Annotated in this window: 11 protein-coding genes and 1 pseudogene; all 12 read right to left on the reverse strand. The window is 67.5% G+C overall.

All coding sequences use genetic code 11. The annotated features are described in order from the left end of the window. Positions 1 to 61: 61 nt before the first annotated feature. Positions 62 to 982 (reverse strand): DMT family transporter, encoded by a 921-nt coding sequence (locus H9L41_RS18990; RefSeq protein WP_034606123.1) that lies wholly within the window; start codon positions 980 to 982, stop codon positions 62 to 64. Positions 983 to 1037: 55 nt separating this feature from the next. Next, positions 1038 to 2174: an acyltransferase family protein gene (locus H9L41_RS18995; protein WP_028445080.1), complete on the reverse strand. Its 1137-nt coding sequence runs from the start codon at positions 2172 to 2174 to the stop codon at positions 1038 to 1040. A gap of 512 nt (positions 2175 to 2686) precedes the next feature. Continuing rightward, positions 2687 to 3174: pseudogene (gene ispF / locus H9L41_RS19000) on the reverse strand (2-C-methyl-D-erythritol 2,4-cyclodiphosphate synthase). After that, entirely contained in the window at positions 3171 to 3866 is a 696-nt protein-coding gene (ispD, locus tag H9L41_RS19005; protein WP_028445078.1) for a 2-C-methyl-D-erythritol 4-phosphate cytidylyltransferase, read from the reverse strand. Before ispD ends, ispF begins: the two are co-directional and overlap by 4 nt. Then, positions 3863 to 4612: a DNA polymerase III subunit epsilon gene (gene dnaQ / locus H9L41_RS19010; RefSeq protein ID WP_028445077.1), complete on the reverse strand. Its 750-nt coding sequence runs from the start codon at positions 4610 to 4612 to the stop codon at positions 3863 to 3865. The genes ispD and dnaQ overlap by 4 nt, the downstream gene beginning before the upstream one ends. A gap of 37 nt (positions 4613 to 4649) precedes the next feature. Continuing rightward, positions 4650 to 5903, reverse strand: coding sequence for a tetracycline resistance MFS efflux pump (locus tag H9L41_RS19015; RefSeq protein ID WP_034606120.1), 1254 nt, complete (start codon positions 5901 to 5903; stop codon positions 4650 to 4652). A gap of 312 nt (positions 5904 to 6215) precedes the next feature. Beyond that, the gene (gene rnhA, locus H9L41_RS19020) at positions 6216 to 6662 is read right to left on the reverse strand and encodes a ribonuclease HI (protein WP_028445075.1); all 447 of its coding nucleotides are present in this window, start codon (positions 6660 to 6662) and stop codon (positions 6216 to 6218) included. Beyond that, the gene (locus H9L41_RS19025; protein WP_051318765.1) at positions 6659 to 7258 is read right to left on the reverse strand and encodes a GNAT family N-acetyltransferase; all 600 of its coding nucleotides are present in this window, start codon (positions 7256 to 7258) and stop codon (positions 6659 to 6661) included. The genes rnhA and H9L41_RS19025 overlap by 4 nt, the downstream gene beginning before the upstream one ends. After that, positions 7255 to 7923, reverse strand: a complete 669-nt coding sequence (locus H9L41_RS19030; protein ID WP_187523539.1) for an NUDIX hydrolase — start codon at positions 7921 to 7923, stop codon at positions 7255 to 7257. Before H9L41_RS19030 ends, H9L41_RS19025 begins: the two co-directional genes overlap by 4 nt. 169 nt (positions 7924 to 8092) lie before the next feature. Further along, complete coding sequence (locus tag H9L41_RS19035) at positions 8093 to 11020, reverse strand: PKD domain-containing protein (protein ID WP_157461873.1); 2928 nt, start codon at positions 11018 to 11020, stop codon at positions 8093 to 8095. A gap of 444 nt (positions 11021 to 11464) precedes the next feature. Beyond that, positions 11465 to 11995: a GNAT family N-acetyltransferase gene (locus tag H9L41_RS19040; protein ID WP_028445073.1), complete on the reverse strand. Its 531-nt coding sequence runs from the start codon at positions 11993 to 11995 to the stop codon at positions 11465 to 11467. After that, positions 11992 to 12546, reverse strand: a complete 555-nt coding sequence (locus H9L41_RS19045) for a cob(I)yrinic acid a,c-diamide adenosyltransferase (RefSeq protein WP_028445072.1) — start codon at positions 12544 to 12546, stop codon at positions 11992 to 11994. The genes H9L41_RS19040 and H9L41_RS19045 overlap by 4 nt, the downstream gene beginning before the upstream one ends. Between the last annotated feature and the right edge of the window lie 298 nt (positions 12547 to 12844).

Below are 12844 nucleotides of genomic sequence, written 5' to 3' on the forward strand. Positions count from 1 at the left end.
AGCTCCTCCTGCAGGGGCGCGGACCGGTGCGCCCATCGTTAGAAATCGTGCCGCCGAAGGCTCAGCGCGTCGCCGCGGCGACGGCGGCCGGCCGGCGCACCGGCAGCGTCGCCAGCAGCACGCCGAGCAGCGCCACCGCGAAGGCCAGCAGGTGCAGGCCGTCCAGCGTCTCGCCCAGCAGCAGCACGCCGACCAGCGCGGCCGACACCGGCAGCATCACGGTGAACACGCCGCCCTGGCTGGCCGGCACGCGCTCGAGGCCGGTCATCCACAGCCAGACCGTCCAGACGCTGGCCGCCAGCGCGTAGAACACCAGCAACAGCCAGGTGGCCGGCGCCACCGCGGCGAAATCGAAGCCCCAGGCCTGGTAGAGCCCGAACGGCGTCATCAGCGCGAAGCCCCACAGATTGATCAGCGCGGTGATGCGGCGCGGGCTCAGCGCATCGGTCAGCTTCTTGCCGATCACCGCGTAGGCGGCCTCGCACAGCACCGCGCCGAACACCAGCAGGTTGCCGAGCCAGGCCTGGTGGCCGGCCGCCGACGCCGGGGCATGGGCCGGCCGCGCCACGGCCAGGAGGCCGATGCCGAGCATGGCGCAGCCGATCGCGCCCCAGATGCGCGGCGCGATGCGCTCGCGCAGCACCAGCCAGCTCAGGAAGGCCACCGCGGCCGGGATCGCCGCCATCACCACGCCGGCCGACACCGCGCTGGTCAGGCTGACGCCGAACAGCATGCAGATCGAGAACAGGAAATTGCCGATCAGCGACTCGAGGAAGACCAGCCGGCGCGTGTGGTTGGTCATCGGCGCCTCGCCGGCCGGCTTCTTCAGCCAGTGCAGCATGGCCAGGCCGCCGATGCCGAAGCGCAGCCAGGCCAGCAGGAACACCGGCAGCGCGGCGGTGAGCGGCCGCGACAGCGCGACGTAGCTGCCGACCAGCGCCATGCTGAGGGCCAGGCAGCCGTATGCGGTGGGACGATTCATCAGGGGGCCTCCGGGGCCCGGCGCGGCGGGGCCGCGCGCCGGTACCAGCCCGCGCTTATACCATGGCGGCGGCCGGCTTGGCCGCGACCGCCGCAGCCCTGCGGCGACGATCGCGCATTCGCAGGCCGGGCCGCTCGACGCCGAAATGGAGCAGGCCGCCGACCGCCAGCGCCGCGCCGCCATAGACCGCGAAGGCCAGCAGGCCGTGCCCGGCCAGCGCGTCGCCGTAGTGCTGCTGCACCAGGTGGTAGACCGCCTTGTGGCTCAGGTAGAGGCTGTAGGCCAGCGTGGCCAGCAGGCCGGCGCCGGGGATGCGCAGGCGGCCGAGCAGGCTGGCCGGGTCGGCCGCGGCGGCCACGACGGCGGCCAGGCCCAAGGCCAGCAAGGGGTAGCCGAACACGGTCGGCAGGAGCGCGAAGCGATCCTGGAACAGCGCGATCGCACTGCCGGCGATCGCGCCGCCGGCCAGCAGCAGCCAGCCGCTGCGGCGCATCAGCCAGGCCCAGGCGGCGGGTCGGAAGGCTTGCAGCATGGCCAGCGCGACGCCGGCCAGCAGGCCGTCGAGCCGGCACCAGGTCGGGTAGTAGATGCGCTCCATATAGCGCTGGAAGAAGTTGCCCACGCCGTCCCCGACGCCCTGCAGCGGCGCCAGGTCGTGCAGCCAGACGTAGCCGCGCCAGGCCATGCCGGCGGCCGCGATGGCGAGGCAGGCGCCGACCGCGCTGCGCATCGACGGGCGCCGCAGCAGCGGCAGCGCCAGCAGCGGGAACAACAGGTAGAACCATTCCTCGACGCACAGCGACCAGACGTGGGAGAAGGCCTTGGCGTCGTAGTAGTCGATGAAGAGGTTCTCGGTGAAGGTGAGGAACTGCCACGCCGGCTGGATCTGCGGCGTCTCGCGCAGGCCCGGCAGGACGAAGTACAGCGCCAGCACCACCGCGTAGGCCGGCAGCACGCGCCAGGCGCGGCGGCGGTAGAAATCGAGCAGCGGCGGACTGCCGTCGCCGGATTGGGCGAACCACTGGCTGGCGATCAGGTAGCCGCTGAGCACGAAGAACAGGTCGACGCCCATCCAGCCCATGCGGCTGACCGCCAGCGCCGGCGTGCCGAGGCCGGCGATCTGGGCGTGGAACAGCATCACCCAGGCGATGGCGAGGGCCCGCAGGGTGTCGAGGCCGGCGACGCGGTTCATGCTTGTGCTCCTTTGGATTGTCGTTGGAGCGCGAGCATAGAGAGCCGCAGGGGGAAATCGGGGGGAACGGCCGTAACGGCTGTAACGCGGCAGGACAAGGCGTAGGGTTCCTTGTCCCCGTCAATCGACCGGCAACGCGAGGGTAGGTCGGACTTCAGACCGACATTGCCGCGCACCAGATCGCTGTCGGACTGGAGTCCTAAGACCCTCCGCATTAGCACGCGCAACATCGGCAGGGAGGGCAGGTCGGGTTTCATACCCGACAGCGCCGCCGATCAAGGTCGCTGTCGGGTATGAAACCCGACCTACGGCAGTGCATCCCGGCTTGACTTAATTGCATTGGACCTACGGTGGTCGAGCGCCACGAACGAGCGCCGGCGAGGCTCCGTCGCCCCGGGCGAGGGCGGGGGGACCCTCGCCTGGGGCGAGGTGGAAAGAAATCGAGGAGCGGCCCGAACCATCACTTCCGGTCGATCCCACCCGGCTCCGCCGGGTGCGACGACCGGTCGGCGTCACGCCGTCGCCGGGCCGACCAAGAGGCAAACCGCCTGCGCCTCCATGCTCGCCCCTCGCCCACCGGGCCGAGCTTCTCGTAGGTCTTGGCCTTGACGTTGACCTGCGCCGGCGCCACGCCGAGGTCGGCGGCGATGTTGGCCACCATGGCCGGGATGTGCGGCGCCATCTTGGGCGCCTGCGCCAGGATCGAGGCGTCGACGTTGCCCAGCGTCCAGCCGGCCGCCTGCACGCGGCGGTAGGACTCGCGCAGCAGCGTGCGGCTGTCGGCGCCCTTGAAGGCCGGGTCGGTGTCGGGGAAGTGGCGGCCGATGTCGCCCAGGCCGGCCGCGCCGAGCAGCGCGTCGGTGATCGCGTGCAGCAGCGCGTCGGCGTCCGAGTGGCCGTACAGGCCGCGCTCGTGGGGAATCGTCACGCCGCCCAGGATCAAGGGGCGGCCTTCGACCAGCCGGTGCACGTCCCAGCCCTGGCCTATGCGGAAATTCATTGCGCGTTCCTTGCGTCGAGATAGAGCCCGGCCAGCGCCAGGTCGTCGGGATAGGTCACCTTGATGTTGCGCTCGCTGCCGGCCACCAGCCGCGGCGCCAGGCCCAGCGCCTCGATCGCGCTGGCCTCGTCGGTCACGCCGTCGTCGGCCGCGCGGCCCAGCGCCTGGCGCAGCAGGCCGTGGCGGAACATCTGCGGCGTCTGCGCGCGCCACAACCCGCCGCGCGGCACGGTGGCGGCCACCCGGCCGCCGTCGCCGACGCGCTTGAGGGTATCGGCCAGCGGCAGCGCCAGCAGCCCGCCGACCGCGTCGCCGCGCAGCTCGGCGATCAGCCGCCCGACCTCGGCCGGGTCGAGGCAGGGCCGCGCCGCGTCGTGCACCAATACCCAGTCGTCGGCATCGAGCGTGGCCGCCAGCGCCTCGAGGCCGTTGCGCACCGTCTCGGCCCGGCTGGCGCCGCCGCAGCGCAATACCTCGAGCTTGGCCAGGCCCGCGGCCATCGCGGCGTCGAAACGGTCGTCGTCGGGCGACAGCACCAGCACCACCCGCTCGACCGCATCGGCCGCGGCCAGCGCGCGCAGCGTGTGGCGCAGCAGCGGCTCGCCGCGCAGCGGCAGGTATTGCTTGGGCAGCGCGCTGCCCATGCGGCTGCCGCTGCCGGCCGCCGGCACCAGGGCGACGAAACGGCTCATGCCGGCTGGGCCTCGGCCGGCGCCACGGCCTTGGGTTCGAGCGTGCGCCACAGGCTGGTGCCCTTGACCGCCTTGTCCAGGCCGTCGAGATAGCTCTCGTGCGCGGCGATCTCTTCGGCCGTGGCGCGCAGCACCTTGAGCGGCCCGCGCGCGCCGCGCGTGGCGGCCAGCTCGGCGCCGCCGGCCGTCTCGTCGGCACCGGCGAAATCGATCAGCAGGCTGTCCTGGCCGCGCGTCATCGCCAGGTAGACCTCGGCCAGGAGCTCGCAGTCGATCAGCGCGCCGTGCAGCGTCCGGGCGCTGCGGTCGATCTCGTAGCGGTCGCACAGCGCGTCGAGGTTGTTGCGCTTGCCGGGGAACAGCTCCTTGGCTTCCTTCAGCGTGTCGATCACGCCGCTGACGTAGTCGCGCAGCTTGCCGCGACCGAGCCTGGCCAGCTCCATGTCGAGGAAGCCGACGTCGAACGGCGCGTTGTGGATGATCAGCTCGGCGCCACGCACGAATTCGAGGAAGTCGTCCACGATGTCGGCGAACTTGGGCTTGTCGGCCAGGAACTCGGTCGACAGGCCGTGCACGTTGAGCGCGCCCTCTTCCGAATCGCGCTCGGGATTGATGTAGCGGTGCAGGTGGCGGTCGGGCGGCGACAGCTTGCGGTTCACCATCTCGACGGCGGCGATTTCGAGGATGCGGTTGCCGTCTTCGACGCGCAGGCCGGTGGTTTCGGTATCGAGGATGATCTGGCGCATGGCGGCAGGCTTTCGGGTTCGGTGCGGTTGACGCGGTTTATTCGGTGGCGCCGGCTTCGGCGCAGCGCGCGGCCGGCTGGCGGAAATGCAGCCAGGCCATCAGCAGCGCCAGCGCCTGCAGCACGGCGCAGGCATAGAAGGTCGCGCCCATGCGCCAGTCCTGCGGCGGCAGGTGGGCGACGCGGGCCAGGATGGCGGTACCGGCCAGCGGGCCGAAGATGATGGCCAGGCTGTTGATGGCGTTGAGCGAGCCCTGCACCAGGCCCTGCTCGGCGGGCCCGGCCGCCTTGGAGACGATGGCCTGCAGCGCCGGCCCGGCGGCGAAGGACAGGAAGTTGGCGAAGATGACCAGGTACATCATCCAGCCCACCGTGATCGAGCCGTACAGCAGGTAGGCCAGGGTGGCCGACAGGATGCCCAGCAGCACCAGCCGCCGCTCGCCGAAGACGTGCAGCAGCCGGCCCTGCAGGCCGCCCTGCACCACCACGCCGACCAGGCCGACCACGAACAGCGCGATGCCGTTGTCGGTCGGCGTCCAGCCGAAGCGGAAGCCGGTGTAGAGCACCCAGGTGGTCTGCAGGATGATCTGGCCGAACACCATCAGCGCGTAGACCGTGACCAGGCCGCCCACGCCGTGCAGGCGGCCCAGGTGGGCCAGCGCCGAAAACGGATTGGCGCGGCGCAGCGAGAACGGCGAGCGGCGCTCGCGCGGCAGCGATTCGGGCAGCACGAAGTAGCCGTACAGCCAGTTGAGCATGGCCATGCCGGCGGCGACGAAGAACGGCAGCCGCACGTCGTGGCCGCCGAGCAGGCCGCCCAGCATCGGGCCGAAGATGAAGCCCATGCCGAAGGCCGCGCCGAGCAGGCCGAAGGCCTTGCCGCGCTGCTCGGGCGTGGTGATGTCGGCCATGTAGGCATTGGCCACCGAGAAGCTCGACGCGGTGCCGCCGCTGACGATGCGGATCAGCAGCAGCACCAGCAGCGAGCTGGCCATCGCCTGCACCAGCAGGCTGATGCCGAGGCCGAGGATGGACAGCAGCAGCACCGGCCGGCGGCCGAAGCGATCGCTCAGCGCACCGAGCACCGGGGTGCAGAAGAACTGCATCACGCCGTACATGGCGGCCAGGAGGCCATACCAGTGCGCCTGCTGCTCGGGGCTGGCGGTGAACTGGCCGACCAGCGCCGGCAGCACCGGAATGATGAGCCCGATGCCGAGCACGTCGAGGAAGACCGTGATCAGGATGAAGGCCTGGCTGGCCTGGCGATCCTTCTTCAACAGCGTGCCGAGCATCGGGAGTCCTCGTTCAGATGGGCGATCGGCCCGAAGACCGCGTAATCGCGACTCGAACGCCCTGCATCAGCGCCAGCGCGTGAGCGGCGTGGTCGATCTTGCGCGGCGCGCCGGAGCTGTCGCCCGCGGGCGCAGCGAGGCTCCCTCTGGCCCACCCCGCAAAGTCTTCGACTTTGCAGGGACCCGGGCGCGGCGAGGGCGGGGGAGCAGGAATGAATCGAGACGAGCCGCTCGTTCCGCCCTCACCGACCGCGGGCACCCGGTTTTGCCGGGTGCCTGTACGGCAGATCGAATCGCCGCAAAGGTATCCATTCAGCGCAGGCTCGCCACGCCACGGTTGGCCAGCGCATCGGCCCGCTCGTTGCCGGCATGGCCGGCATGGCCCTTGACCCAGGACCACTGCACCCGGTGCTTGCCGCGCGCGGCGTCGAGCCGCTGCCACAGCTCGGCGTTCTTCACCGGCTTCTTGTCGGCGGTCTTCCAGCCGTTGCGCTTCCAGCCGTGGATCCAGCTCTCGATGCCGTTCTTGACGTACTGCGAATCGAGCCAGACCCGGACTTCGCACGGCCGCGTCAACGCTTCGAGCGCCATGATCACCGCCATCAGCTCCATCCGGTTGTTGGTGGTGTCGCGCTCGCCGCCGTAGAGCTCCTTCTCCTGGCCCTTGTAGACCAGCAGCGCCCCCCAGCCGCCGGGGCCGGGGTTGCCCTTGCAGGCGCCGTCGGTATAGGCCACCACGATGTCCTCGCTCTCGCTCATCGGCGCACCTTGCGCGTGGCCGGCTTGGCGGCCGACTTGGCGGCGGGCTTGGCCGCGCCGCCGGGCTTGTAGCCGTAGCGGTATTCGTCGCTCTTGCTGCCCTTGAAGTTGTCGGCGTTGGGCAGCAGCGCCTCGCGCTTGAAGCCGAGCGACTCGACCAGCGCGATCGAGGCCTGGTTGCGGGTATCGATGAAGACCTTGAAGGCCTCGGCCATGAAGGCGTCGGCCAGGTGTTCGCGCAGCCGCAGCGCGGCCTCCTTGGCATAGCCCTGGCGCTGGCGGGCCGGGAAGACATACCAGGCCATGCTGGCCACGTTGTCCTCGTCGACCGTGGCCTCGATCAGGCCGACGTAGTCGCCGTCGGTGCCGAGCCGGATCGCCCAGTTGAGCCACCACTCGGCGCCGTCGGGCGAGCTGCGGCTCTCGAGCCGCTGGTAGCGGGCCTGCAGCGCCTCGAGCGAGGCCGGCGGGTTCTGCGGGATGAATTGATAGAGCGAAGGCGCGCTGAGGCCTTCGAACAGGGCCGCCGCATGTGCGGCGGTCAGGGGTTCCAGCGTCAAGCGCCCGGTGGTGAGTACGGCGTTCGCAGCGCTCATGGGTGTTCCTCGTCGATCAAAGTCCTGTACAGCGTCATCAGCATGCCTGCCGTGGCGCCCCAGATGATCCTGCCCTCCCAGTTCAGCGCGTAGGTGACCGCGCGCCGCTCGGGGAAGTTCAATACCCGCTCGATGAAATTGCCGCGATCGAGCAGGAAGCCCAGCGGCACCTCGAAGGCCTCGGCCACCTCGTCGGCCTGCAGGCTCAGCACGAAGCCGGGCCGGACCAGGCCGACCACCGGGGTGACCCGGTAGCGGCTGACGGTGACGTACTGCGCCAGCCGGCCGACCGGCACCACGTGGGACGCCGGGATGCCGACTTCCTCTTCGGTCTCGCGCAGCGCGGCGGCCTCGGGGGTCTCGTCGAACTCGGCACGGCCGCCGGGGAAGCTGATCTGGCCGGCGTGCTTGGCCAGCCGTTCGGTACGCTTGGTGAACAGTACGGTGGGACCGTCGGCATGCATCACCAGGGGCACCAGCACGGCGGCCGGCGTGGTGTCGTCGTCGGTCTCCACGTCGCCGGTCGGCGGCAGCCTGACGGAATCGAGCCGGCGGGCGAGCCAGTCGCGCGCGTCGTCGAAGTCGGGGGGAGGATCAACATCGCGGCATTTTACCAGTACGGCCCTAGGCAAGGCAGGCACCGCATCGATCTCATCGTCGAACATGCTTTGCCCCTTGGACTACGACAGCATCGGATGCCAATGAAAAGAGGCGGCCCATTTAACATGGGCCGCCTCATTCCTAAACCGCCGCGCTCATCGCGGCATGAACTGCCTTACCACCGCATTCGGCGGCAGGGCGGCATTCCGGAGTCGCGCCGTGACCGAAGGGTTGTCAACGGACGATGACGTGATACCGGACGCCAGCTCCTCTCTTGGCATTCGTTCCAGTTTGCACCAGAGCCACATGCTTGTCGGCAGCGCTATGGAATATCCCGATGCCGTAGGACGGCGTACCGCCGATGGCAGGCAAGGCGATATCCGCATCGGGCAGGAATAGCGCTCCATAATAGCGCTTGTAGCTGGCCGGATATACCGGATTGCCATCGACCCATCCATCCTGCAGCAGCAGTAATTCCTGCTGCGCCGACGAGTTGCTCATACTGACGATACTACCGGTCAATCCACTCAGCATGCCCGCGTATTGCAAGGTATCGGTACGATAATAAGCACCGAGATAGGATGAGAAAACGATGCTCTGGTTTTCCGTCAGATAAAGCGGGGTATTCATGGGATAATCCCCGTGGTAAGGGGAATCTCCCGTTCCACCCACGCTATTGGTCACTGGGTCATAGTAGAAGTAGGAAATATCCGACGGCGACAACCCCTGTGGCATGAACAGCACTTTGTTCAATCGATCCGCAAGTACGCCATATTGGGTTCCATAAAAGCTGGACCCATGAATATATCCACTGCTGTAGATTCTTTCACCGGTCCGGCCATTCACGACGACCACGGCCTCATCGACCCATTGACCACCGGTTTGCCCAATCAGGTAAATAGCACCACTATCGAGCACGAACGCGTCGGTCTGCGCCCCACCGGTCGCGCTGGAATGGACCAAGGTCGCCGTCGTCAGGTCGATCAAGGTCACGATGCCCTCGTGCAGGACGGCAGCCAACTTGCCATTCGGGCTCAGCGAGAAATTCTTGACCGGTAGCGGCAAGGGCACCGAACGAATGGTACCAGTGAACGGATCCACGATATGCACGGCATCGGGATTGGTCGCAGTCAACACCAGCTTGTCCAAGTTCTTGCTGTACTTGGCATAGTCGGGCGCAAAATTGAGCGGGATCGCGTTGCTCGCCGACGCCAGCGCCCTTACGTTCAAATACGCCACGTTGTTGCTACGTCCATCGCCCACCCTCACCGACAGCACATAAGTACCCGGCAGGTCCGGAGTAAAGGCAAGTTCCGCCGTATTGGCGATCGCAATGTTCGCAGTACTGCCGACCGGCCTGGCGTCGACCGCCCATGCATAACTCAACGAATCGCCGTCTTCGTCCGAACTCAGCGCAGCGGATGCCTGCAGCCGATCTCCCGCCACCACGGTCATGCTCGAGCGGCTGATCACTGCCACCGGCGCATGCGTGCCAATGTTCAGGCGAATGGTTCTTTCAGAAAACGCCCCGAGTGCATCGGTGACCTTGAGACGTAGTACATAACTGCCTTCGACGTCGGCGGTAAAGACCGGATCCGCAACCGAGGCCGCAGACAATTGGGCTACGCTGCCCTGAGGCCGGCTCTCGAACGTCCATGCGTAACTTAGCGCGTCGCCGTCGGCATCGATACTCCCGCTACCGCGCAGGGTGACTTCCGTCCCCAGTGGCAAGAGTACGCTCGGTGCAGCCGGCAAGGACTGCGGAGTCGCGTTCGTCGCAATATTGGCGATCGGCCGACGGTTGTTGGCAGTCACGGTGGTCGTATATTGGGATTTGGCGCCGCGTATATCGGTCACGGTCAGCTTGACCACATAATCGCCGAGCAGGTCCGGCGAAAAGGTCACCCTGCTGCCCGAAGTCGAGGCAAAGGCCACTGCGCTTCCCTGAGGCTTGCTGACCAGCTGCCAGTCATGCGTCAGCGCATCGCCATCCAAATCCGAGCTAGACGCCCCATCGAGGATGACGTCGTAGCCCACAGCGCTGCTCAGGCTGTTTGTGCCGCCATTGGCGATCACGTTCGTCGCCGAGGCGACCACGACCGTATCAGGCGCCCAATTGTCGGCGACAAACGAATGGATCGACTCCGAGCTGCCACCGTTTCCATCAGAACCGCGTACCCGAACTCGGTACTGGCCACGGACATCCGCGACGGTACGCGCCGTCTTACCGGAAACCGCCAGCGTGGCCGCACTGCCCACCGGACGCTCGATCAACTGGTAGTCGAATTGCACGATGTCGCCGTCGGCATCGATCGTACCGCTTCCGTCGAGCACGATGCTCGCGCCGACCGTCACCGACTGGGCCAAAAGATTGGTTACCGCCGGAGTGAATTGCACTTCCGCCTGGATGCTCGACGACGGCGCCCGGTTGTCGGCCTTGATCGAATAAATGGACTCGAAACTACCGCCATGTCCATCCGTGCCACGGGCCCGAATCTTGAACAGACCTAAGGTATCCGTGGTCAGAACGGCTACCTCGCCAGAGACATTCAGCGCCGCCGTGCTCCCGTTCGGGCGTTCGATCAGTTCGTAGCCCACTGTGATCGCGTGACCATCCGGATCGGTGGTCTGCTTTCCGTCAAGCGTGACGACCCCACCGACCGTCACCGTCTGCTGCGGCAAGTTTGTCACAGCCGGAGTGAACTGGGGTTGGACGACAATATTGGACACCGGCGCCTGGTTGTCCGCCCGGATGACCATCTGCTGCGTATTGCTACCGCCCTTTCCGTCCGACACCTTCAGCGCAACGGTATAGCTACCCAATACGTCTGGTTTGAATTCAATCTGGCTCGCATTCCCCGATCCAATCGCCACGGCGCTGCCGTCAGGCCTGCCGAGCAAGGTCCAGGCATAGGTCAATGCGTCTTTGTCCGGATCGTTGCTCTTGGTACCGTCGAGGCGGACTAGACCGCCAATCGTCACGCTCAGGCTTGCATCCGCAGCATTGGCTCGAACGTCACCGCTCACCACCATCGCCGCTGCTGGGGGGCGATTCACGCCGCCCGCGGGTGGCTGCCCGCCACTATCGCCCCCACCCCCACCACAGGCAGCTAGCGCGCTCAGCGCGGCAGCCAATACTGCCTTCCGCAGATTTTCAAACATTGGAATCCCTTAAATTAAAATTGAACAATTCAACCAATCATTTAAATAAAGATCAAAACATTCTCAATTCTCCTCTTCATCAATTCTAAAATTCACGACCACAAAATATGCCAACCACATGAATCAGCATTGAAAACTTGGGGCATATGGATCGACACGATCAAGAATCCGCAGGGCTGCTCGGAATGGCGCAGGGGTCACCCGCCATGCGCGCAGCTTAAAATATATTCCACCGCAAATAAAGGCCTCCCCTCGACCTGGCAGCCAGTCTCGATCCGGTCATGCCACCCTGACGCCGATCGCATCTCGTGGCGCAATTTCTTCTAGCCAAGACACATGCAGAGTCCAAGGCAAGCCAAGTACGGTCGGGAAGAGGGCCGAAAAGCATCGGGCATCCGCATCAGTGGGTGGGCATCTCGAACAGCGTAGTGATCGGATGCAGGCTCAGGCGCCGCCATCGCCCAGCGGGCGCCGCAGCAGGTGGTTCAGATGGCGCTCGCCCTCGAGCAGGAAATAGGCCAGGCCGACCCGCTCGAAGCCGCAGGCGGCGTAGAACGCCAGCGCCGCGGCGTTGCGGTGCCAGGTCGTCAGCCACAGCGCCGGTTCGCCGCGCGCGGCGGCGACGCGGTCGCCGGCCGCCAGCAGGCGGCGGCCGACGCCCTGCCGATGGGCATGGCGCGAAACATAGAGCGTTTCCACCTCGAGCCCGTCCACCGCGGCCGTACCGGAGTCGGTGCCGGCCACCAGCAGCAGGTAGCCGAGCAGGTGGCCGCCCTCGCCTTCGGCCACCCACAACGCGCGCACCGGGTCGGCCAGCCAGCCCAGCACATTGGCCGGCGTGAAGCGGCCGAGCGCGTAGTCGGCCAGCGCCGGCCGGATGCCTTCGAGCGTGTAGGTATCGAGCCAGACCTGCAGGCCGAGCGCGGCCACGCAGGCGGCATCGGCGGCGGTCGCCGGGCGGATCGCGGCGCTCATGCGGCGTTCAGGCCCGGCTGCCACAGCACGTCGCCGCAGCCGTCGGCGCGGTTGGCCGCGCGCGCCAGCACGAACAGCAGGTCGGACAGACGATTGAGATAGCGCGGCGCCAGCTCCGACACCGGCTCGGCGGCGGCCAGCTCGACCAGGCCGCGTTCGGCCCGGCGACAGACCGCGCGCGCCACGTGCAGCGCCGCGGCGGCGCGACTGCCGCCGGGCAGGATGAATTCCTTCAGCGGCGGCAGCTCGGCGTTGAAGGCCGCGACGTCCTCCTCCAGCCGCGCCAGCTGCGCCTCGACCAGCGCGACGCGGCCGGGGATGCAGACCTCGCCGCCGAGGTCGAACAGATCGTGCTGGACCTTGACCAGCACCAGCCGCAGCGCGGCCGGCAGCGTCTCGGCCAGCGCCACGCCGAGCTGGCTGTTGAGCTCGTCGACGTCGCCGAGCACCGCGATGCGCAGGCTGGCCTTGGAAACGCGGCTGCCGTCGCCGAGACCGGTGCTGCCGTCGTCGCCGGTACGGGTGACGATCTTCGAAAGGCGGTTGGCCATGGAATTGCCCGGGAGAAATGGTAAGCGGGAGCGGATTCTAGCGGCTGGCGGGCTGCACCGGGGCAGCCGTCGTCCGCCATGGCCGGATACCGCCACCACCGGGCGCCCCCGCTACAAGGGAGACGCAGGTCGGACTTGAAGTGGCAGGTCCGGCCAGGGGTGGTAGGTCGGACTTCGGTGCGACGGCAACCCCGCTCGGCCGCGCTGTCGGACTGTAGTCCGGCCTACGGCGGATCTGCACCGTAGGAGCGGCTTCAGCCGCGAATGGTCGGCGGGGTCGCGATCGCCATTCGCGGCT

Source organism: Chitinimonas koreensis (assembly GCF_014353015.1).
In the GTDB taxonomy this organism is placed as follows: Bacteria; Pseudomonadota; Gammaproteobacteria; order Burkholderiales; family Chitinimonadaceae; genus Chitinimonas; species Chitinimonas koreensis.

Excerpts from the sequence above, each read along its gene's own strand:
- H9L41_RS18990 (WP_034606123.1), bottom strand. The coding sequence starts at position 982 with ATGAATCGTCCCACCGCATACGGCTGCCTGGCCCTCAGCATGGCGCTG.
- H9L41_RS18995 (WP_028445080.1), bottom strand. The coding sequence starts at position 2,174 with ATGAACCGCGTCGCCGGCCTCGACACCCTGCGGGCCCTCGCCATCGCC.
- ispD (WP_028445078.1), bottom strand. The coding sequence starts at position 3,866 with ATGAGCCGTTTCGTCGCCCTGGTGCCGGCGGCCGGCAGCGGCAGCCGC.
- dnaQ (WP_028445077.1), bottom strand. The coding sequence starts at position 4,612 with ATGCGCCAGATCATCCTCGATACCGAAACCACCGGCCTGCGCGTCGAA.
- H9L41_RS19015 (WP_034606120.1), bottom strand. The coding sequence starts at position 5,903 with ATGCTCGGCACGCTGTTGAAGAAGGATCGCCAGGCCAGCCAGGCCTTC.
- rnhA (WP_028445075.1), bottom strand. The coding sequence starts at position 6,662 with ATGAGCGAGAGCGAGGACATCGTGGTGGCCTATACCGACGGCGCCTGC.
- H9L41_RS19025 (WP_051318765.1), bottom strand. The coding sequence starts at position 7,258 with ATGAGCGCTGCGAACGCCGTACTCACCACCGGGCGCTTGACGCTGGAA.
- H9L41_RS19030 (WP_187523539.1), bottom strand. The coding sequence starts at position 7,923 with ATGTTCGACGATGAGATCGATGCGGTGCCTGCCTTGCCTAGGGCCGTA.
- H9L41_RS19035 (WP_157461873.1), bottom strand. The coding sequence starts at position 11,020 with ATGTTTGAAAATCTGCGGAAGGCAGTATTGGCTGCCGCGCTGAGCGCG.
- H9L41_RS19040 (WP_028445073.1), bottom strand. The coding sequence starts at position 11,995 with ATGAGCGCCGCGATCCGCCCGGCGACCGCCGCCGATGCCGCCTGCGTG.
- H9L41_RS19045 (WP_028445072.1), bottom strand. The coding sequence starts at position 12,546 with ATGGCCAACCGCCTTTCGAAGATCGTCACCCGTACCGGCGACGACGGC.